Genomic DNA, 21,761 nt, shown 5'->3' on the forward strand with positions numbered 1-21,761 from the left:
GTTTGACCTTCGATGGAGATATAACATGGTGTTGGCATGGTTAATTCCTTTTACTGTTGAATGAGTGATAAAACCTCATCACCCAATGCCAGAAGCATGCCAAATCGTAAGCTGCTGTTTTACAACAACATCTAAACCAACCCCGGCTCTCCGGGCAATTTCTTGCCCGAACCCGGGCAATTTTTTGCTCGCCGGGCAACTTCTTGCCCGAAGAGAGTTGCCCGAAAGAGTTGCCTGAAGCCGCCAAAGGCCAGAACTCAAGAGCAAACACAAAGGCGGCCAAACGGGTGAATTCTTGTATTACATAACAACATCTTGAACATCGGCCGCATATTGGACANCCAGAACTCAAGAGCAAACACAAAGGCGGCCAAACGGGTGAATTCTTGTATTACATAACAACATCTTGAACATCGGCCGCATATTGGACATTAGCTCTATCTGAACCCGCCGCCAATGGCGCCTTATCCGAGCCAGGGGCGGTTTTGGCTGCCGGGTCATTTGTCACGCCAGAAGCCTGAGTGAGCCCCAAACTCTGGGCCAACAAAGTGCGCTTGATCAGCAGAGATTTCAATTGCCTGTCCAGCAGTGTCAGCTCCTGAGCTGCCCGCTCATTTTGCTGTTGCTTGAGCAGCTCATCGATGAAGTAGGCTCTGGCCAACACGGGGGACAGGCTGCTGGCATACTCGGCCATATCCTGTGACTGGCGCTGCAGCGCGCTGAGTTTGTTGGCATCAAGCCCCTGCCATTGCTGTAACTCTTTGCTTAAGTTGGCCGCTCGGGTGCGACTGGCGGCAAAACGCTGGAAATACTTGTCCAGCTCCAACAGATAATCTACCTGCTCGGGATAAACATATGGCTCATCGTTGGCCAAAGGTGCAGCGGCAAATAGCTGATCTATTTTCTGCCACAGCGGCAATGCCGTTTCAGTCGGCAACTGGGTCACCTGCTCGGGTGGTTTGGGCGCAAATCGCTCCGGCCAGAACTTCTGCCCTATAGTCAGCCCCAAAGGTTCGGCAAAGTGTCCCGCCGTCAATGCCAGCAACAAGAGGATTAGTCCCAGCGGCCAACTCAGCCCCTTGGAATTAGCCTGCTGCTGAGCACTTGTGGCAACAGCGGGTCGCTTGGCCGGTTGTTTAACGCCATCAATCTTGTCGAAGATTTGAAAGCCGAGCGCATCCAGGTTTGGCATCTGCTTGGGTTGACGCGCCTGCATCAGCTCAAACAGCTGCTGACAGGCATATTCACACCGATACCACTCACGGATATTGCCTTCAGTAGCCTGCATATCCTTGAGCTCCGGCAACAACTTACCTATGGCCCAGTTCAGTATTTCGGCGCACTTTTCCGGGCTGATAGTGCCCATCTCTTTCGAGTGCGCCAACACGGTTAACAGTAACTCCAGCCCGGATGCCAAACCGGCAATGCCGCGGGTCTTGGCCGCAGCTACCGAAAAGTAGCTGGCCGCCAGTAGATCCACCCCATCTGTCATCGCCAGAGTGGCAGCAAGATCATAGACCTTTTCCCAATCCGTCCCACCACTGAAGGGAGATTGGCGCCGGTTAATCTCGCTACGCATCTGCTGATAGCGGTTATCTTCCCGAAGCTGAGCCGGTGCTGCGGTCATTCTGAACCATCCGGCATTCACTGTTGTTTGCTGTATCAACTTGGTACACCTCAAATTCCATTAAGTTGAGTCCCACAGGGGAATTGGGCTTCCACGCTGTGGAAGCCCGGCGGCTCAGTAGAGTGTTTTAGGCAACTGATAGTTGCTGAGCAGATTTGAGGTAAAGGGATTACTGTTGTCTGCCGTGTGGATCCGATAGGAGATATCGCCCTTATCCACATTGAACTGGTAATCCACACTGGTCGAGCTGGAGCCGGTGATCCTGGCGCTGTCGAGCAGCCTGAAGAATGCCCATGGGCCTTCGTAGCTCAAGGAACGCGGTGACATATTCACTTCGCTTGGCACCAGGGTCAGCTTACTCTCGGCCGTTTCCCGCAGGGTGTTGGGCCATACCAATTCGATGGCGCGACGTGGACCATGGGTGTATTCCACGTACTGGCCATCGACGTTGATGACACTACGACGCTTGTTGGGGCTCATCTGCAGTGGCTCCAGGGTGAACTGTACGTCCAGGTTGCCCTTGAGGTTGAAGAAGGCGGTCTGGATCTGTTTCGCCTGCTCTATCGCCTGCAAGACCTCTTTACGGATCAGGCCGGTTTCACTGCCTGCCAGCTGGTTGAGCTGATCCATGTTTTCTTCCAGGAACATCCGCATCTGCTGATCATAGAAGGTATTCAACGTGCCTTGCGGGCCGAAGAAACGTTCAAAATCGGCAATCGACACCTGTTTAGTGGCCTTGGGATTGAAGGGATAACGGGATGCCAGATTCTGCTGGAACTCCATATACACTTCGTTGTACCAACGCACCTCAAGATGCTTGATAGCACTCTGCAGCACGACCTTCCAGCTCTCCTTGGCCAACTTGGACACCATGGAGTCAAGCGGCTTGGGCAGGCCATCGGAAATACGTTCCAGCGCGTAAACAGGGTCGGCATCGTTGAGCTTGAGCCTTTCCTGAGCCGCCTTCAGTGCCGCCTTGCCCACATCCGGGGAGTTTTGGATCCCGCGCAGATAGGCGTGCAGGCGCACCACGGCTTCCATCACCTCATCCAGATAAGCCGGCTTACCGTCCTGGGACTTGAGCATCTGGTTCAGTTCGACAAAGTCACCGTCTATGGTCGAGGCGATACGATACTGGGGCGATTTGAGCAGCGCCTGACGGGCCTGATCATCATCCGGCATATTCGGGAACAGCTGGGTATTGCTGCCCAGCGTTTCCAGCAGGCGCGATAGCGGCTTGTTGCTCATGGCCACATTATCCAGTACCAACACTGCCTGGTTGATGTCTTCGAAATTCTTCAGTTCAAAGCCATTCAGCGCCCGGCGCCAGCTGGCGTTATAGTCGGCCAGATATTGGGCCACTATCTTGTTACGCAGCGCCGTCTTGTCGGCATCGCTGAAGTCTGTGCTGTGAGCCTGGCCGAGTACCCAGCTGTCAATCAATGCCAGCTCGGCGACTGAATCAGATCTCGGGATAAAGAAGCGCTCAAAACCTTGTTTGGTGAGTATTTTCGGGATCTTGAAGATCTCAGGATCCTGCGCCGCTATCTGGGAGTCAAACACCAATTCATTGGCCGGTCCAACGGTCAAACGCAGATCCAGCGGCGCCCCCAACTGAGATACGGAAGAGGACTTGAGGTATCTGTATACCCGTTGTTCTATCGGCAGCAGGCTCAGCTCATTCTGGGCCTGGGCCACCATGGTATCGAATGGCTTGAGCACAGTCTCAGCGTCCGGATTGGACTCCAGCCGTGCATGCTGCAAGTCTGTGTGCAACAAGGCGTAATCCAGATGCTCCATCAGTTGGGTCTGCAACTCACGATTGCCTTCATAGGCCTTCTGCCAAACATCGGCAAAGTATTCGCGAACAAAGCTGTCGCGGCGGCCACTCTTGTCGGCCAGCATTCTGAATACCCGCAATACCGCCAGCTTTTCATCACTGCCTTCTGGCGCATCGGCCAAATCCCGCGCCACTTGCCGGAGCAGTATCGGCAGATAACGATAAGACAGCAGGTTCAGATAGGTCTCTTCCACCTTGGGTCCTATGGTGTGACCCTGGTAGAGGCCGAGATCTGAGATTAACCTCGGCTTGTCACGGAAGAAACCAAACTCCAGCGTGGCCGCCCGAATGGTGTTCAGTGGCGGGATCACATTGCGGGCCAGCGGATCAAAGTTGGTGTTATCGATAAGCTCGTTGTATTCATTCACCTTACTCAGCACGGCATCGGCCTGAGCGCTGTTGAGCAGGTAGTATCTGTGCCAGCTGCCTATCAAGAGCACTGAGGCGATAGAGCAGGCCACAAAGGACAGCGCCATGATGCGGCGTTTTTGCTTGGCCACCTTGAAGTTGTCCGAAGCCAGACCCGCTTCCGGATATATGATGCGGGTAAAAAGCGAACGGGTGAAATAGGGAGTAGAGTTTTCACTGCGCTGGGCACTGTTGACCGACTCACTCAGGCCATAACGGCGGGAAGCACCATCCACATAGGCATCTGTCGGCACCCCTTGCTGGTAAACAGAGGTCATATAAACCCCGCGCACCAGTGCCGAGGTCGAGAACTGATCGCTTGCCAACGCATCGACAAAAAACTCACGCAGCACCTTGTGGGCACCGGCAATCTGACGTGAGAAGCTGTAGATGGCCGAGCGTTCTTCCTTGTCGCGGCACTGCAGCAGCGCCCTTGGCAGGCCGGCATTGATGCGCTGAATAAAGTCTTGCCAATCCTGATCGAACTCATTGAGCCAGCTGTCGAGATCGTTGACCGAGTTCAGGGAGAAGGTGAAACCGAGGATCTCATCCCGCTGCGCCTGGGTGAAATGGCGGAAGAAGGGCTCGAATCCCAGCAGCAGATCCAGTTTGGTCAGGGTGATATACACGGGCAGACGAGTTGACAGGGTTTCCATCAGCTCGCGCAATCTGGCACGCAACAAGTGGGCGTAGGCCTTGCGTTCAGCCACAGGATCGCTGACCAGGCTGGCCATGTCCAGCGCCAACACCACGCCGTTCAGAGGGCGGCGACTGCGGGTGCGCTCCAGCCACTCGACAAAGTGCAACCACAGGCGGCGCTCTGTCTCGCCATCCGGGCTGGTTACCGAAGGCTTCTGGGTCAACAGCTCACCGTCCGGGTCAATCAGTACGGCATCGTCACCTATCCACCAGTCAAAAGAGAAAGGGTTTTCAGACTTCTTGCCCGAAGCGCGCATAACGGAAGAGAAAACAAACTTCTGCCCGGAGCGGTTAATCAGGCTGGTCTTACCGGCGTTTTCCACCCCAAGCACCAGGAACCAAGGCAAGGCGTACAGGTAGTTACGGGTGTTGAGGCTTTCTTTCATGCCCACCATCACCTCGTTGAGTTCCTGCTCCTGGCGTTCCACCAGGATCTTCACCGGGTCTTCCTTGAGCTGCTGCTCCCTGACCTTCAAGGCGCCGATACGCAGCAGACGACGCCACTGCACCCAGCCCCAAATAGTAAAGCAGGACAGGGAGAAGATGGTGCTGGCTATAATTCGGGCTGTTGTCGATGCCAACGGTTTGTCACCGTCCAGCTCCAGCCAGGGGCCCGCCCACCAAATCGCCACATTGACCAGAACGAAGATAGCCACCAGCAAAATGGGCAGCGCCGACTTCAGTTCCGGCAGCAGTTTCCTCAAAAAGGATTTGATCATCGACCACATATACATTTCCCTGTACCTAACTCAGATTGACTTTTTGTTGTAAACGAGACATCAGACCCGGCTCCCAATCCGCCAGACTGGTGTCCGTGGCCTGGCCAAGCAGCACTTGGTACTCCACCTCTGCCATGGCCCCTAACTGGTGTTTGTCTTTCAAGTCGGCCCCCAGCAGCCGCAGATAGAACTTGTCCCTCGGCTCAGTGGCCTTGTGCAGTTTTTCGTTGAGCGCCGCAAATGCCAGCGACAACCCGCCACTGGCGGCCAGTTCCCAAATTTCCTGCTCGTAACTGTTGCCTTCGGCCGAACCTGAACCCTGCTGCTCGCTGCCGTTGAGCCAACTGCGGGTTTCTTTGGAAACAAAAGGCACGCCACCTTTGAATGACATATCCAAAAGCGCAGGCAGACGTTCAACAAAGGCCGCCGTCTCCTCCAGAATCGCCTGAGCCCAGGCCGGCTGCCCCAAGGTCTGTGCCAATTGAGCACTGAGACAATGACCGTCAATCCAGAAAGGACTCAGGCTAAGGCTCTGCTCTATGCGTCTGAGCAGCGCCAGATCCGGACTCTTGGCCAACTGGCTTCGATACTCGGCCACTCTGTCGGCAGAGATAGGCATCAGGCTGGTTTCGCCCTTGGCATTGGCATTTTCCGGCGCCGAGGTCACACTGAACCAGATGGCAAAGCGTCTGAGCCTGAGGCCAAGCGCCATGCCAGCCGGATTCTCGGCGATAAAGTCTGCCACCTTGAGCAGAGCTTGCTTGGTCGCCTTGTCACTGCTGTTGTCTATCTCCAGCCTAGGCATATCCCTGCTTTCACTGCTACTGCGGTTTTCACCGGCGCTGGATTCCTGCGCGGGTTTGGGCTTGTTGGCAGGCTCACTGCTGAAACGGCGCTTGAGCTTGGCCTCCAGGGCCTGCAGTTCATCCACAGGCAACTCTTTGGCGGCCGCGGTATCACACAGAGCCTTGAGAGACTGCAGCAATACCGACTTGGTGTCGGGATCGCAAAAATCGGTATCCAGCCCTTCGGCAGCTTTCAGGGTTCGCTGCACTATTTGGGCGAAAAACTTGCGCCTGGGCAACACGCCTCTGGGGCCTGGCGCCGGATGGCAAGTCTCCCAGAAGGAGGCCATAAAACGCTCCAGCAGTGCCAGCGAGCAGGAGAAACGCTCCAAACTGCACTGATGCTGCAGGCACTGCAGCAAATAGGTGAGCAGTTTCAAATCCTTGCTCTTGGTTTCCAGCAACTTTAAGGCCGCACTCTCCACCTCGTGCCATTGCACTTCGGAATGTGAAAGCGACCCCACCTTCATCATCTGGCCTTCCACATAGTCAAACAGCACATCATCGCTGAGGCGCTCTCCTATGGGATTGTCCTCACTGACGGGGCGGCTGACTTTATCCAGGTATTGATTCAGATCCATCTATCACCACCTGCAAGATTGACGCAGTGGCTTGAGCGCACTGCCAAGTTCTCGGGTATCAAACTGCAAGCCGTCTATCGCCTTGTTGGCCGAACGCAGGCGCACATCGTCGCCGCGGATCAGGGCTTTCATCACCTGAATGGCCGGCAGGCCGCGGCCGGTGCGGAAGATATAGCCGGTATCATCACTGAGCCAGCGCTGCGACTGCTGCTCGACGCCGTTGATCTGCAGCCCTACCTGGGCCCAGCCATCTTCCAGCGCCGTGGGCAACATCAGTTCGACCCGGCTGATATCGTCGATGCAGCTGAGCATAAGTACCGGACGCGGTGGCAAGGCGCCTATAGCAGGCGCGGTCAACCAGAGATCTTCTACGGCATCCGCTTGATGCCCGGCAATAAAAGCCATGCCCTGTTGACGATTTTTCTCGGACGCCATGGCGACCTGAAACGCCTCGGGATAAGGGCTGCTGTCAGTGGTTTGCTGCGGCACCACGGTTGCCACCGGAGTGTTGAACAGCTCATCGAAACAAGCCAGTCGCTCCAGTCTGGAAGGGATTTGGGTACAAGCCTCTGCCTTGGCCACTGTGTCGTCCGAGGCCTGAGCCGAAGCGGCCAGCCCCCACAGGCATAAAAATATAACGCCTTGAATCCTTGACATTATTCGTTAATCTCCAACTTCTGGCATTTGTGGGAAAAGGTGCGTTTCGGCATTCCCAGACTGACAGCCGCCTTAGCTCTGTCACCGTTGCAGGCCTTCAATCTGGCGCTGATCACCGCCCGCTCAAACTGAGCTACCGCCAGCCTGAGATCGGAAATGGCCTCAAACTCCTGCCCCTCTTCGCTGGGTAATTGCGGCTTGGGCATTTCCGAATCCGTTGCTGGCAAAGACGCGGTATCTATCTCGACACCGTCGGCGGTGAGGGCGCAGGCATAATCCAGCATATTGCGCAGCTCGCGGACATTACCCGGGTAGCCGTGGTTCTTCAGCCGATTGAGGGCGCTGAAGCGGATGCCGGGGATCTGTCGCTGCTGACTCTGATTGAACAGTGCAATAAAGTGCGCCGCCAAATCGGGGATATCCTCGAGCCGCTCCCTGAGCGCCGGTACCTGCAGTGGAAACTGGCACAAGCGGTAGAAGAGATCGCGACGGAACTCGCCACTGTGGATCTGCTCCTTGAGGTTCACATGGGTAGCGGCCACCAAGCGAAAATCGGCGTAGATCTCCTTGTTGCCTCCCAGTGCCCGGTAGTGCCCCGTCTCCAGCACCCGCAGTAACTTGGACTGCAGATTCAAAGGCATATCACCGATTTCATCTAAAAACAGCGTGCCCTGGTGCGCCTGGGCTATCAGCCCCTGCTTATCCTTGTCGGCACCGGAAAAGGCCCCCTTGGCGTAACCGAACAGCTCGGACTCCAGCAGGTTTTCCGGTATTGCGGCGCAGTTGATCGCCACGAAAGGTTTGCCGCTGCGCTCGGAAAAGTCGTGTATCGCCCGGGCCACCAGTTCTTTGCCCGTACCCGTTTCGCCCTGCACCAACACAGACAACTGTGAGGCCGCGCCACGCACTATCTCCTGCCTGAGCTGACTCATGGCCTGACTGTCGCCCACCAGGTTCTTGCCAAGTTGTTGCATGGCATCATGTTGTTGCTGCTGGCGACGCAGTTCATCGAGCGAGCTCGACAGCTGAGACTGATCTGAATTCTGCCGCAACAGCTTATCCAGCAACTGCCAGTGGCGCATAAAGACGGCGGCATATTGCTGCCAGTCCTGACGGACAAGCAGACCACTACCCTGTTGCTCGGCCAGACGCAGACAGAGGATAGCCCGCACATGGCCCTCATGGCTCAGCGGGAAAAGCAGCAGTGCCTGCTCCTTGCCGACCCGATCGCACAGGCTGACAAAACCGCTGTGCTCCTGCCAGTAGGCGAGCCGGGCCTTGTTCAGCAGCATGGCTTCGCCTGTCTGCAACACATGGGCGAACGGATGACGAAAGTCGGTAACCGCCAAACAAAGCGCCTGCAATGGGATCCCTTCACACAGGCCAAGGCAGGACAGTGGCTTGAGCTCCCGACCATCGAAGCCCGGCGCCAGAAACAGATGGTTATCCAGCCCCAGCTCCAATGCCAAAGTATCGAGAAACTGCTGCAACAGCCCATCAAACTGCTGGCATTCCAGCAATTTTGCCGCCTGTTCCAACCACTGCTCAGTCACCACTATCGCGCCTCTCCGAAGAACTCACCGTCACGGCAGCCCAGATGGATCTCACTGACCTCCTCTTTGGCCGCCAGCTTGTTGAGCAGCGACAGCGATAAGGGCGGCAGTACCTGGCCGTCTATGATGGCTTCCAGCATACGGGCGCCGTTTTCACTGCGGGTCGCGCGGCGCATGATTTCATCTACCAGAGCCTCGTCACAATGCACCTTGGCCTTGTAACGCTCCAGCAAACGCTGCTCCAGCGACGCCAGCTTGTAGTGAATGATCTCCTTGAGCACCTCTTCACCCAGCGGCAGATAGGGCACTATCTCCATTCGCGCCAGCAGCGCAGGCTTGAAGAAGGCCGCCAGTTCAGGGTAAAGCTTGTCGTCCAACAGCTCTGGCTGGGCGCTGTAGTCCACTATCGTCTGGTAGCCTAGGTTGGAGGTCAGGAAAAACAGCACATTTTGACAGTCAATCAACCGGCCTTCGCCATCGGCCAATTCGCCCTTGTCGAACGCCTGATAGAAGAGGTTCAGCACATCCGGATGCGCCTTTTCCACCTCATCGAGCAGCACTATGGAGTAAGGCATCTTGCGGATGGACTCGGTCAGAATACCGCCCTCACCGAAACCGACATACCCGGGAGGCGAGCCTATCAGCCTGGAGACAGTGTGCTTCTCCTGATATTCGGACATATTGATAGTGGTCAGGAATTGCTTGCCGCCATACAGCTGCTCGGCAATCTGCACCACGGTTTCTGTCTTGCCGACGCCACTTGGGCCCACCAGCAGGAAGGCGCCCTTGGGACGTCCGGCGCGGCGCAGGTCTGCCCTGGCGGTGAGCATATTCTTGTGCAGGCGGGCAATGGCCACATCCTGCCCTTTGAGGCTATGCCCCAAGAGCTCAGGCAGATGGGTTATCTTGTGCAGCTCATCGCCACTCATTTGCGATACCGGCACGCCGGTCCAGTCGGAGATGACTGCCGCTATCTGGGCCTCATCCACCTGAGGGTAAATGAGGCGTTGATCGCCACTGATGGCTTCGAGTGATTCTTCTGCCTGTTGCAGCTCCAGCCGCAGCCCTTCGAGCTCGGCTTCATCGTCACAATCAAGAATGGCGCGTCTCAGGGCCACCACCTGAGTGACTCCGGCCTGTTGCTGCTGCCACAGGGATTCCAGCTCTGCATACTCACTGTCGGCTTCTTCCTGGGCTTGATGCAGATGATTCAGTCGTTCTTCATCAACCGGATGACCGAGTTTTTTCTGGCGCTCCAGCAGTTCGGTTTCCATATGGCGCTGATGACGCAAGTTATCCAATGCCGCCAAACGCTTAGGCGTACTGCTGAGGTTAATGGCGATTCGGGCACAGGCGGTATCCAGCACATCAATGGCCTTGTCGGGCAACTGACGGCCGGAGATGTAGCGCGCCGACAGATAAGCCGCTGAGCGCAGGGCGCAGTCCTGGATCAATACATTGTGGGAAGACTCATAGACCCCATGCAGGCCACGGAGAATATTCACCGCCTGCTCAACACTGGGCTCATCGAGTTTCACCAGTTGGAAACGGCGGCTCAGCGCCGGGTCTTTCTCGAAATACTTCTTGTACTCTTTCCAGGTGGTGGCGCCTATGGTGCGCAGCTCACCGCGGGCCAGAGCCGGTTTGAGCAGGTTGGCCGCATCACCGCCGCCTTCCTGATTACCGGCGCCTATCATGGTATGGGCTTCATCGATAAAGAGTATGATGGGTTCGGCCGACTGTTTGACCTCTTCAATAATCGACTTCAGGCGCTTTTCAAACTCGCCCTTGACCGCGGCGCCGGCCTGCAACAGACCAAGATCCAGCGACAACAGCTGCACCCCCTTGAGCGCATCCGGCACCCGACCGTCACAAATACGCAGCGCCAAACCTTCCACCACGGCACTCTTGCCCACCCCGGCATCACCAACCACTATCGGGTTGTTCTTGCGGCGGCGGCTTAAGATGTCGATCATCAGGTTGATCTCATCATCCCGGCACAATACAGGATCCAGCTCGCCTTTGCGGGCCAACTCGGTAAAGTTGCTGGTGTATTTGGCCAGTGACGATTGGGCCTCATTCAGTACCGGCGCGCCGCGCTCGGCCTTGACCATTTGCGATTCGGATGAAGCCTGGGTCAGGGTATTGAATTCCCGTCTCAGGGTTTCGCGATTGATGCTGCCAAGCAGAGTGGCAAGATCCCTTGGCAAGTAGCGCTCGGCCTGCATCAATGCGGCGGCGAAGATGGCGCCGGATCTCAGTTCCGTCTGGCCAAGTTCAGTGCTTGAAAGCAGCCAGGCATCCTGCAGCAGCTCGACCAGCAGCGGTGAAAATGCCGGATAGGTTTCAAGGCTCTCTTCCCTTGGCAGGGTTTCACCGGCAATTTGCCTTACCTGCTCGGCATCGACTTCGGCGGCTTTGAGCAGCAGACGCACATCACCCAACGGATTGTCCAACAGACAAGTCAGCAGGTGCATAAAGGTCACTTCCGGGTTCTGACGGGCAATACAGAGTGATGCCGCCTCTTCCATGGCGAGTTTGGTCACGGCATTGAGCTTGCCGATCAAGGTAGTGAGTTCAATTCGGATCATCACAGCTTCCTCAATTCAGGATCTGATACAGTTGCTTGAGCACGCCCGAGGATTTGTTCGCCAGGGACAGGGAATAAAACAGAAAGACTATGGTCAGCATCAGGCCGAAACCGGCAAAGACTGTCCAAATAGGCATCTGGCGCCCAAGGCGATAACGGGTGTTGACCACATGCTCTGTGGCCCCGGTCAGCAGTTCCGGTTCTTCTTCCCGGAGGTGGCGCAGGGTTTCATATAGGCGGTTGACTATCTTGTCGAACTCCTCACGGCCGTTGGCCACCACCTTGTAGCGCCCTTCGAAACCCAGACAGAAGCACAGGTAGATAAACTCCAGCAGTTCACGATACTTGCTCGGTTCGGTTTCCAGACGCTGCAGGATGCCAAACACCTTCTCACCGCCCCAGGTTTCATTGTGAAAACGGGTCAGCAGCGAATGTTCGGCCCAGGCACTGTCGGCGCCCCAGGGGGTATTCATCACAGCTTCATCGATAAAGGAACAAAGCACATAGCGATAGGCCAGCACTTCGGCGCGATCATAGCCCGCCTCGGTGAGCTCGGCCTCGATGGCCATGATGTCATCCACAGTGTTGTGATAGAGCTTTTCCACATCATCCAAGATGGCCAGCTTGCGTACCCGCAACACCATGCCGATAAGGGGGGATGCCGCATCGATAAGTGCATTGAGGCTGTCACCACGCAGTTGAAACCAATACTCTTTATCGGCATTCATGTTCTGCGCTTCGTCATAGAGCAGCTCTTCGACCTGCTCAGGCGATATAGGCTGTTTTTCTGCTTTGATATCCATTTCTTAGCTCCTGATAGCCCAGAATTGCAGTTCGAGTTCCGGGAAGTCCCCCGCCACGTGGAAGGCAAAACCGCTGGAATTCACCAGCATCTCCCAGGCCCGGCTAGAACGCTCCAGCTGGAAGTAGGTGTAACCCGCGTGGTAAGGCAACTGCCTTGGGGCCACCGGCAGCGGAGACAGAGGCACACCCGGCAGCTGCAGCGAAATGAGCTCGCGGATCTTCTCCACCGAGGCGATCTTGGTCTGCTGGATAAACAGTTTCTTGAGTTCGTCCAGCGGCATTCTGGCGCGCACTGCCAGAATGAAGTCGGCCTGTTTCAACAGATCCGGATCCTGCACCGGCGCCACCATGAGGCCATACTTGCGTTTGTGCAGCTGCAGCGATACCGCCTTGGGCTCGAGCACTATGCTGAGAGACTGACGCAGAGTCGACATCACCTGAGTGAAGGCCGCTACCGGCATATCGTGGTCATAGGCGGCAAACGCCGGTGCCATGCGGCTATCATCGGTAAAGGTGAACAGCTCGCCACAAACACTGACCAGAGCCTGATACAGGGTTTCCGGATGCAGGGTCCGCGACAGTGACTGGTGCTGCAACACAGGCTGCATGCGGTTGAGAGATTGCAGCAACATGAAATCGGCCACATCTGCCACCCCGCCTTGGCTCGGCGAGCCCAGGCGCTGGGCGATATTGCGGGCCCGCTCGCGCATCAGACCGGCCATCTCTCCGAGGAAACGGTGCAAAATCGGCACGGCGCTGACATTGTAGTGGCAGGGAATAAAGTTGGGATCCAGCACCACACTGCCGTCGGGACGCTTTTCCAGAATGCGGGCGATGGCCAGCGAGCTGTAGGCGCTGCGATCTTCCTTCTCCAGCATCAATCTGAGCCTGACCGGGCTGACATCAATGGCGGTAAAGTCGCCCTGATGGGTGTGAATGTCCCGCACCTCGTGACGCCGATTGAGATAACGTCCGGCGCCCTGCTCGTCCTGGGCCACTTCGGTAATTGAATCACTGCGCAGCGACAGCGCCAGGTAAACAATCTGATTGGCCAGTGAGCTGTCGGCCACTTCCAGTGCGTCCGGCAATACATCCTCCTGAGGGATGTTGAACACAGTGCCGTCCGGCATTACGCCACGGGCACGCTGAATCGCAATGCGACCAAAGCTGAGATACTCGGGGTTGAGTTCAAGCTCGGTGATCCCATAGAGGTAACCGCTGACCGCATTGAGCCTGGCGTCAGTGAGGTATTCCTGATAACGCTGCTGCTGTTGGAAGTGCTGAGGCTTGATAAACAGCCCTTCACTCCATATCACTCTGTTTCTTGAAGACATTGTTATTCCACTTTATCCAGTACTATGTCCTGCTCACTGAAAAACATCAGCAGGTGATATTCACGGCCCATGGGTTTGATCTTGACGACCTTCTTCCATTGGGCGACCTCGGGATCACTGAAATGCGCCATGATGCCTATGTATCTGGTGTCCTCATCGACAGCGAAATGGTCGATAAACTTGAACTGTCCCGGCAGCAGGGTGTAGTCACTGTGGTCGATATAATTGGAGCCGAGCGCCTCTTTGTAATCCGCCTTAAGCGAGTCAAAGTCGGCGGCCAGAAACTTGGAGTCATCTTCCAGCTCGTACACCACCAGCTCCAGCGGCGTGGCATCGCCGGCCGCATTGGGGTTGACCTTATCGAGCGCATACATGCTGTAGGTCAGTTGTGTCGGCAGGTCTTTGGCCTCTCCCACTGGAATGGAAGGGTCCCACAGTACCTGCGCCGTTTTCTTGGTGGCATTCCATGCCGAGCTGCAAGCGGCCAGCTGAAGCAAACAAAGCCCGATTAAACCCAGCCTTATCAGTCCCATCAGAATTCCCTTTGCAGTTCCCTGAGTTTCTTGTCATAGGCCTGTTCAAACACTTCCCAGAAGAGTTTACGGAAGCCCTGTTGACGGGATGACGTCAACTCCTGGTAGTAGTTCTCGTACATTTCCCAGGCCCAGTTCTCACCTGGGTTGAGCGCCGACTCGCTCACCTTGCGGTATTGGCTGAAGCGCCTCAGCAGGGTGTCGGGTGAGAAAGACTTGAGGATGTAGTTGAGCGCCTCTGTGATGGCGTGCTGTACCGCTTCATTGTGGTGCTCGATGGAATTCAGGCTCTCGCTGATGGCGGCCGCCGGAGACAGATGCACCGGGCTCTTGTTGTCATCAAACAGAGTGCGGACGGTTTCCTGATAATCCAGCCCCAGACGCAGCGGGTTATCTTCGATGGGCTGCAGGTTCTTGTTGATCAGATCATAACGGCTGCTTTGCGCGTCCTGATGCAGTGACAGCAGGCCTTTAATGGCGGCCTGCAAAGCAGCGCCCATTTCAATGGCCAGTGCCTGCTGGGTGCCTGTGTCGTTCATATCACCCAACTGTACCCCTAAGCCGCGCAGCATAGGGCCGGTGGCGATATGGGTGCCTTCATCGGCGGGCCAATCATTGCCCAGGCCGTTTTTGACTTCAGATTCCAGTAAGTCCAGTGCATTCTCGTCCATAATATTGTCCATTTTCGCTCGTTTGTTCAGATGAATAGCCGAACCGGTATCGAAGTCCGTGTCGGCCTGGGCGGTAAAATTCTTGCCTTGCCAGTAGAGTTCCTTGGCCAGCAGGGATTCGGCGTTTTCCTGCTCTTTGGTCACAGATTCCTGGTCAAATTCAACGCTTTTGACCGCGGCCTGTTGTTGCCTGTCCAGTGCCAGTAAAGGGTCATCCAGACTGGCATCGGTTTCTTCCTCTTCTTCGGCGGTTTCAGCCTGAATAAGTGAACCGTTCTCAGACTTGAACCATTCAGAAAGCTGGCCGGTTACCGGGTCATCGGCCTGCTCGCTGTCGAGCAGCGTCACCCGCACTTTGTAGGGGCCAATGGCGATATGATCGTTCTCATTCAGCCGGGCCTTGCGATCCCGCCCAAGCTCCACGGTGGAACCGTTGAGAAACACCCGGCCGCAGAGATCTTCAATACAGAAATGACCGTCCAACCAGAGGATGCGACAGAAGTAGTCGCCTATGGTGCGCTCCCTGTCCCTGAGCACCCATTCGCAACCTGGGCCGGCGCCTATCAGGCCGCCGTCCTTGTTCATTCTTGTGTGGGGCACCAGGCCTGACTCCAACAACTGGGAGTTCACCACATTCAACGCAATCAAATTACTCAAGAGGCCAACCTCCCTTTATTGCCTGATTTGAATCAATACGCTCTTGCGCGTGCTATCGCCCTTACCGAGGAAAGAGGACCATCCCAATTGGCCGCCCTTTTCTTCCCCCAGTTGCAGCAGCGGGGCTTCATCTTCCCTGAGCGTCAGCTCAAGGTCATAGGCCATCTGTTCCCGCAGGATCACTTCCATCACCTTGCAAAGTGGCTGGAACTCCCGCCCGGATGGCAGAAAATCGCGAAAACGCTCTAACGACAGCTCTTCCATACAGAGCACAAACTTGCCGCAAAGATCGCCGACCCGCTCCCCAAGCATGGTGTCTTCCCCCAGCCTGGAATTGGCCATCCCCAAACGGCAACGCTGGGACTCGGGGATCTCCACCTGTCGCAGTTGCCATTGGCGAATGCTCACCTGGGGCAGGTCGAAACAGTGCGCCACTATGCCGGCAACCGCCTGCGGCGAGCGGCTGCGACCGGCGAGCATGCCGGCGTAGGCCAGCATCTTGCACCAGTTGATCGGCGTGTCGCCGCGGATATCCTCATTGGCCAGCCCCACCAGGGCGTAGACCTGGGCCGAAAAACTGTCGCTGGCATCGTCCTGAAAACGCACGTAATAACGGTATTTGCGCCACAGGCGATACAACAAGGAAATCAATCTGTTATTAAAGAAATCCAGAAAGTTGCGCCGAATGCCATCTTCATCGTCGAGCAGCATATCCAGCAGGTAACTGGGCAGCGGCGACTGGGCGCCATTGAGACCGAGGAAACAGGTTTCCAGCCGCAGGCGCCCATCCCCCAGAGACTCGAGCATGGAGATATCCGCCGGCGCAAATCCAAGGCTTGGATTGGCGCTGAACTGCAACTCACCGGCCAGTTCCCACTGGGCATCTTCCGGATCTCTGCCTTCCAGTTGGTGCAATAACTCCACCAACTGGAAAAAACTGTACTCACGGTAGTCCTGCGGCAGCCTGCTGCCCCCCGGCTCCGGAAAGGTTATATCAGCGGTTGTTGACCGCTCTGGATATCCCATGTGTACCTTTCCTTGTTATGAGCATTGATAACCACCAACTCATGAAACGAGTTGATGCTGGCGTAGAGGGCAAAAAAGTGGTTCAGCACAGTGCCGAACAGGTAAAGGTCGCCCTCGGAGCCGAAATACTGTTGGTCGAGCACCAGTTCTGTCTTGAGGCCGCGAACCGGCAATCCCCTGACAATTCTTTCGGTCGGCCCGGACTGAATACTGCTGATGCCGTCGAGTCGCATCCGGGTGACCCGCTCGGCTTGTCTGTCGACCAACGCCTTGAAGTCATAGGCGCGAATGATGGAACAGATGGCATCACGGGACAGCAGTGACAGATAGTTGAGTGACAAGTTGGAGATCAGGGTCCACAGCAAACTGCCATCTAGCACAGGCCGCAAAGGGTGGCTGGGCTCGGTGATATTGCTGAAACGGGCAAAGCTTGGCGATGTATCTGTGGCGACGCAGATGTCGCCCTTGCCCAACTTGGTCGGCAGTTGCCGGTTGGAGCAGGTCAGTGTCACCGACACGGCTTCTGTCATGTCCAGGCACTGGGTTTCATCGCTGCGCACAAATGAGAGGCAATGATCCAGGCCATCGTTGCGCATGCTGTCGCGCACCCGCATCCGGTAATAAAGCGCGGTGCGATTACGGGCGCGCTCCACTTCATGTTGGAAACTCTCAAACGGCGAATAGACTCGCTGTTGGCCGCGCATTCTGCCCTCATTGGAGTCCAGCCAACCCTGCACCTTGTCGACACTGAAGATTTCAAAGTGAGATGGATGGCGACTGGAGGGCACAATCGGGTATTCGACCCGCTTGCCGTTGAGATCGATAGGATCGGCGTCGTGCTCAAACAGGTTGATAGCCGGGACACAGTAAAGCAGGAAAGTATCCTGACGCACATGCACGTCGGCAGGCAGCGTCTTGGAAAAAGTGAGTTTGAAGCTGAAGTCACCCTTAAGATATTCGGGGATACACTTGGCGATTCCCTTGATATCGAAGAAATGAAACGCCTCGGGGAATGTCAGGTACTCCTGCAGGATCCGGTAGCCTTCATAGACGTTTTTCGGATAGGGCAAGATACCGCTGCCGGCCTCAAATCCTACTGACGCAAAGCTGCTGCGCGGCAAGCGATAGCTGCCATGGGCGCTGACAATTTCGATAGAGTCCAGATAATGATTCAACCAAAGATACAGCATCTGGGCACTGTAGCTTTGGCCTCCCAGATAAAACCTGAGGCTTTCCAGCCCCATTTCAAGCAGGGAAAGGTCGCTGTTGTTATCAAAATCCAATTGAATAATAGAGGCTTCCCGGGAATGGGAAGCATCTATATGACGGATTTGCACCGGATAAACATCAACAGGACGACAGGTTCGAAAATGGCAGATCTGCCCTTCAACCGGATGACTGTCCAGCATACAACCGGCCGCAATCTCCTGCCTGTGGGTGATCCCCTTCTCATGCGGATAGAAGCGCATGATGGTATGACTGGGAATAGGCCTGAGATAGTTGGGCCACAGCATGCTGATCATCGAGTGAGTAAACTCGGGGAATTCATCGTCAATCTTTTCCCTGAGTCGACCGGTCAGAAAAGCAAAGCCCTCGAGCAAACGCTCGATATCGGGATCAGTGTGGTTACCGTGAAGATAACGCGCCAACTGCGGATGGATATCCGAAAATTCCCGCCCCTGCTCTCTCAAGAAAGCAAGTTCATCCCTGAAGTATTTGTCCTGAGGCACTGCTAAACCACTCTGTATCTGCGACTGTTATCCAATAACAAATCGATCTTCAACTTATCCTTGTTGGAAGCCACTCTGATGCTGCCGTAGATGTGGAACCTGAGGTTCATCGGATTGCCCTCATCGAACAACACGCTGACATCAATATCTGTCAGCCTGGGTTCAAAGCGGCTCAGGCAAGCCTTGATTCCGTTACGCATCCTCAGGCCAAGATCCACACTGCCGGAACTGGCATCATTGAAATCGAACAGTCCCAGTTCAGGACAGCTCTGGCTTTCTCCAATGCGGGTATTGAGAATATGTGAAACATTACGTTTGATGGAATCGACGACAGCATCCAAGCTGCTGTCGCCATATCCACTTTGGCGTTCGGCTCCCAAGCGTTCAAAGAAGCCGACACCAAAAGTTCCGGAGAAATCATCGTTCAACAACGTGATTACTCCTGATCCAAACGTCCTACCAGCGACAGTTCAAAGTTGGCACCCATGTACTTGAAGTGCGGACGCACAGCCATGGAAACCTGATACCAACCTGGATCGCCCTGAACATCCATCACCTCAACCTTGGCGGCACGCAAAGGACGACGGCTACGAACATCTGCCGGTGGGTTTTCCTGATCGGCGACATACTGTTTGATCCAGTTGTTCAGCTCGCGCTCCAGATCCTGACGCTCTTTCCAGGAACCTATCTGCTCACGCTGCAACACCTTGATGTAGTGTGCCAGGCGGTTGATGATCATCATGTAAGGGATCTGGGTACCCAACTTGTAGTTGGTCTCGGCTTCCTTGCCTTCCTTGGTGTTGGGGAACACCTTGGGCTTTTGAATCGAGTTGGCAGAGAAGAAGGCCGCATTGTCACTGCCCTTACGCATAGTCAGGCTGATAAAGCCTTCATCGGCCAGTTCAAATTCCTTACGGTCGGTGATCAAGACTTCGGTCGGGATCTTGGACTGCAAAGCGCCCATGGATTCGAACACGTGTACCGGCAGATCTTCCACCGCACCACCACTCTGTGGGCCAATGATGTTAGGACACCAGCGATACTTGGCGAAGCTCTCGGTCAAACGGGTAGCCAGAGCAAACGCCGTGTTACCCCAGAGGTAATCTTCATGGCTGGCGCTGACATTTTCACGATAGTTAAAGCTGCGAACCGGGTTATCGATTGGGTCATAAGGCACACGCAGCAGGAAGCGAGGCGCCGTCAGGCCTATGTAGCGAGCATCTTCAGACTCACGCAGCCCACGCCACTTGGTGTACTTGGGGCTTTCGAAAGTAGACTTGAGATCCTTGAGATTCGGCAGTTCTTCAAACGAGTCGACACCGAAGAATTCAGGCGCAACTGAAGACAGGAATGGCGCATGAGCCATGGCCCCAACAGCACCAACATACTGCAGCAGCTTCATATCCTGAGTCGAAGGGGTGAAGGCATAGTTACCGACGATAGCGCCAACAGGCTCACCACCGAATTGGCCGTAACCGGCAGAATAAACATGCTTGTACAGACCAGACTGAGCAGTTTCCGGTGAAAATTCAAAATCATCCAGCAGCTCGTCTTTGGTGACGTGCAGCAATTCAATTTTGATATTCTCACGGAAATCGGTTCTGTCGACCAACAGCTTGAGGCTACGCCAGGCTGATTCTATCTGCTGCACCTTTTCATTGTGCAGAATGGCATCCATCTGTTGACTGATCTTCTTGTCCAGCTCAACCAACATCTTGTCGACCAGAGCCTTGTTGACCGGCTCGGCAGTGTTGTCTGTCTCCAGAATGTTACCGATGAAAGCAGCAACACCACGGCGAGCAATGTCATAGCCTTCATCCACCGGCGCCATCCGGGTTTGTGCCATTATCTGATCGAGCAGAGTTGCATTGGCACTTTGGGAAGCGCCTGATGTTTGATTTTGAACATCCATGAATTTTGATTCCTCAATTACACTTGTGTCTATATCCGAGACATAATCCACAGCCTATCTCCATAACGGCTTATATTGGCTTGAATTATTGTTCCATCTGCTGCAATTCACTCAGCAGCTTTTCTCTAGACTCTTCCGTTGCAATTAATTCCTGCAACTTGGCTCTGAAGGCAGGAATATTTCCCAATGGTCCCTTAAGTGCAACCAAAGCTTCACGAAGTTCGATTAACTTTTGAATTTCAGGAACCTGCTCACCGATAGAATCAGGTGAGAAATCTTTGAGGGAATCGAATTTAAGATCAACAGACAACTCAGCACCATCTTCATCTGTCAATTTATTGTCAACTGTCGCAGAAATTGACAGATTAGCTTCTTTCATAACGGATTCAAAATTAGACTTATCAACTTGAACCGTCTTACGCTCTTCCAATTGAGAGTCTTCAGGATGACCCTTAAAGTCACCTAAAACCAACAACTTAAGAGGAAGTTCCATTTCACTCTGTTGATCACCCGTAGAGGGAACATATTTGATGTTAATACGTTCCTTCGGAGCGACTGAACCATCTTTCGCCATGAGATTATCTCCATATAAGATCTTTTACGACTGGTAAGTCCATTTCAAAAGCAGACCTAACTTACAAGCCCAACAAGTCATAGTCAATCGGCGTTTCAGACCTTAGTATAATAATCAAATTCACATTTAATTAACAATAGAAACAATAATATCAAGAAGAGTAATACTTAAGTGGGGCATCCATTATCCCAAAAGGCTAAATTTAAGAACATTAGATAATCAAAACTGTTTTTTTATAAAGATGAGCCTCCATTAAAAAGTCTCTTATAAATACAAAAAGTAAGAGATCTCTTACAGTGAATAAAGAAAGATCCGGGACCTATTCTACAAAAGAGGGAAAAACCAAGACCTAAGTATTAGCATTTGTTAAATTACAGTAACCGGTCAAAAAACCAAACCAGAGACTAGAGACCAGAGAGTCACCAAGGAAGCAAAGGACCATTAAGGAAGCTACCTATGGGTCCCATACGCGCTCTACATAGGTAAACAGCAGTGGGTGCGAGGCGAGTCTCGCCGCGAATGCTACAAACAGTGACCACTTTTCTTTACCCATTGTTTCCTGCTTTGCCACATCATTCTAGCTGCCCGGCATCTTGGATGGCGGCAGAGGTTCCAAACCTATTCGATACAAGCTAGAAAAGTGTTATCGCTAAGCAGCCGCAACAAGGAAGTGAGTGGTGCCAAGGATCCCCAAAAAAATCAGCACCTTTTCGCTGGATCTGGAGTGACTTCTTTAAACAGGTAAATGCTGCAGGAAGGCCCGAATGGTTAGGGACTCCTTCAAGGCCAAGAGTTCCTTATTTGCAGGGATGGGTTGCTTAGATCTCTGCTGAGATATAACTACACCAGCAGAGATCTTATCTTGTCGTATCCATGCTCTTGCTAGTGATAGGCTTCTACATCGTAAATTGCATCGATATAAATAACCGGCGTTATTTCTGAGATGATTTTTTCGGCTTGTTCTTTAGCAGCTGAAACTTCGGCTTCACTTACAGGTGCGC

Annotated in this window: 15 protein-coding genes; all 15 read right to left on the reverse strand. The window is 54.4% G+C overall.

From position 1 onward, the window contains the following. Nucleotides 1–391 precede the first annotated feature (391 nt). The 15 genes from CBE72_RS13255 to tssB all read right to left on the reverse strand — a co-directional run bounded on the left by CBE72_RS13255 (nucleotide 392) and on the right by tssB (nucleotide 20,760). Nucleotides 392–1,666, reverse strand: a complete 1,275-nt coding sequence (locus tag CBE72_RS13255; RefSeq protein WP_157929089.1) for a type VI secretion system ImpA family N-terminal domain-containing protein — start codon at nucleotides 1,664–1,666, stop codon at nucleotides 392–394. Nucleotides 1,667–1,741: 75 nt separating this feature from the next. After that, nucleotides 1,742–5,302 (reverse strand): type VI secretion system membrane subunit TssM, encoded by a 3,561-nt coding sequence (gene tssM, locus CBE72_RS13260; RefSeq protein WP_100144108.1) that lies wholly within the window; start codon nucleotides 5,300–5,302, stop codon nucleotides 1,742–1,744. Between the two features lie 16 nt (nucleotides 5,303–5,318). Continuing rightward, the gene (tssA, locus tag CBE72_RS13265; RefSeq protein ID WP_100144110.1) at nucleotides 5,319–6,719 is read right to left on the reverse strand and encodes a type VI secretion system protein TssA; all 1,401 of its coding nucleotides are present in this window, start codon (nucleotides 6,717–6,719) and stop codon (nucleotides 5,319–5,321) included. A gap of 3 nt (nucleotides 6,720–6,722) precedes the next feature. Beyond that, on the reverse strand, nucleotides 6,723–7,376 hold the full coding sequence (vasI, locus tag CBE72_RS13270) for a type VI secretion system-associated protein VasI (protein WP_025012072.1): 654 nt from the start codon (nucleotides 7,374–7,376) through the stop codon (nucleotides 6,723–6,725). Continuing rightward, on the reverse strand, nucleotides 7,376–8,929 hold the full coding sequence (locus CBE72_RS13275) for a sigma-54 interaction domain-containing protein (protein WP_157929090.1): 1,554 nt from the start codon (nucleotides 8,927–8,929) through the stop codon (nucleotides 7,376–7,378). Before CBE72_RS13275 ends, vasI begins: the two co-directional genes overlap by 1 nt. Before the next feature lie 2 nt (nucleotides 8,930–8,931). Beyond that, complete coding sequence (gene tssH / locus CBE72_RS13280) at nucleotides 8,932–11,520, reverse strand: type VI secretion system ATPase TssH (protein WP_100144114.1); 2,589 nt, start codon at nucleotides 11,518–11,520, stop codon at nucleotides 8,932–8,934. A 10-nt stretch (nucleotides 11,521–11,530) separates the two neighbouring features. Next, nucleotides 11,531–12,322: a type IVB secretion system protein IcmH/DotU gene (icmH, locus tag CBE72_RS13285; protein WP_028781258.1), complete on the reverse strand. Its 792-nt coding sequence runs from the start codon at nucleotides 12,320–12,322 to the stop codon at nucleotides 11,531–11,533. A gap of 3 nt (nucleotides 12,323–12,325) precedes the next feature. Next, nucleotides 12,326–13,657, reverse strand: a complete 1,332-nt coding sequence (gene tssK / locus CBE72_RS13290) for a type VI secretion system baseplate subunit TssK (RefSeq protein ID WP_071237773.1) — start codon at nucleotides 13,655–13,657, stop codon at nucleotides 12,326–12,328. A gap of 2 nt (nucleotides 13,658–13,659) precedes the next feature. Next, entirely contained in the window at nucleotides 13,660–14,190 is a 531-nt protein-coding gene (gene tssJ, locus CBE72_RS13295) for a type VI secretion system lipoprotein TssJ (protein ID WP_025889986.1), read from the reverse strand. Beyond that, nucleotides 14,190–15,518 carry a type VI secretion system-associated FHA domain protein TagH gene (gene tagH, locus CBE72_RS13300; RefSeq protein WP_100144116.1) on the reverse strand — a complete coding sequence of 443 codons (1,329 nt, stop codon included), beginning with the start codon at nucleotides 15,516–15,518 and terminating at the stop codon, nucleotides 14,190–14,192. The genes tssJ and tagH overlap by 1 nt, the downstream gene beginning before the upstream one ends. Before the next feature lie 15 nt (nucleotides 15,519–15,533). Next, nucleotides 15,534–16,544, reverse strand: coding sequence for a type VI secretion system baseplate subunit TssG (gene tssG / locus CBE72_RS13305; protein WP_044733760.1), 1,011 nt, complete (start codon nucleotides 16,542–16,544; stop codon nucleotides 15,534–15,536). After that, entirely contained in the window at nucleotides 16,508–18,274 is a 1,767-nt protein-coding gene (gene tssF / locus CBE72_RS13310; protein ID WP_100144118.1) for a type VI secretion system baseplate subunit TssF, read from the reverse strand. Before tssF ends, tssG begins: the two co-directional genes overlap by 37 nt. 2 nt (nucleotides 18,275–18,276) lie before the next feature. After that, entirely contained in the window at nucleotides 18,277–18,705 is a 429-nt protein-coding gene (tssE, locus tag CBE72_RS13315) for a type VI secretion system baseplate subunit TssE (RefSeq protein WP_051472870.1), read from the reverse strand. A 5-nt stretch (nucleotides 18,706–18,710) separates the two neighbouring features. After that, on the reverse strand, nucleotides 18,711–20,186 hold the full coding sequence (gene tssC, locus CBE72_RS13320) for a type VI secretion system contractile sheath large subunit (RefSeq protein ID WP_025889984.1): 1,476 nt from the start codon (nucleotides 20,184–20,186) through the stop codon (nucleotides 18,711–18,713). A gap of 85 nt (nucleotides 20,187–20,271) precedes the next feature. Continuing rightward, nucleotides 20,272–20,760: a type VI secretion system contractile sheath small subunit gene (gene tssB / locus CBE72_RS13325; protein ID WP_025012103.1), complete on the reverse strand. Its 489-nt coding sequence runs from the start codon at nucleotides 20,758–20,760 to the stop codon at nucleotides 20,272–20,274. Nucleotides 20,761–21,761 lie beyond the last annotated feature (1,001 nt).

It is taken from the genome of Shewanella carassii, assembly GCF_002777975.1.
Classification (GTDB): Bacteria; Pseudomonadota; Gammaproteobacteria; order Enterobacterales; family Shewanellaceae; genus Shewanella; species Shewanella carassii.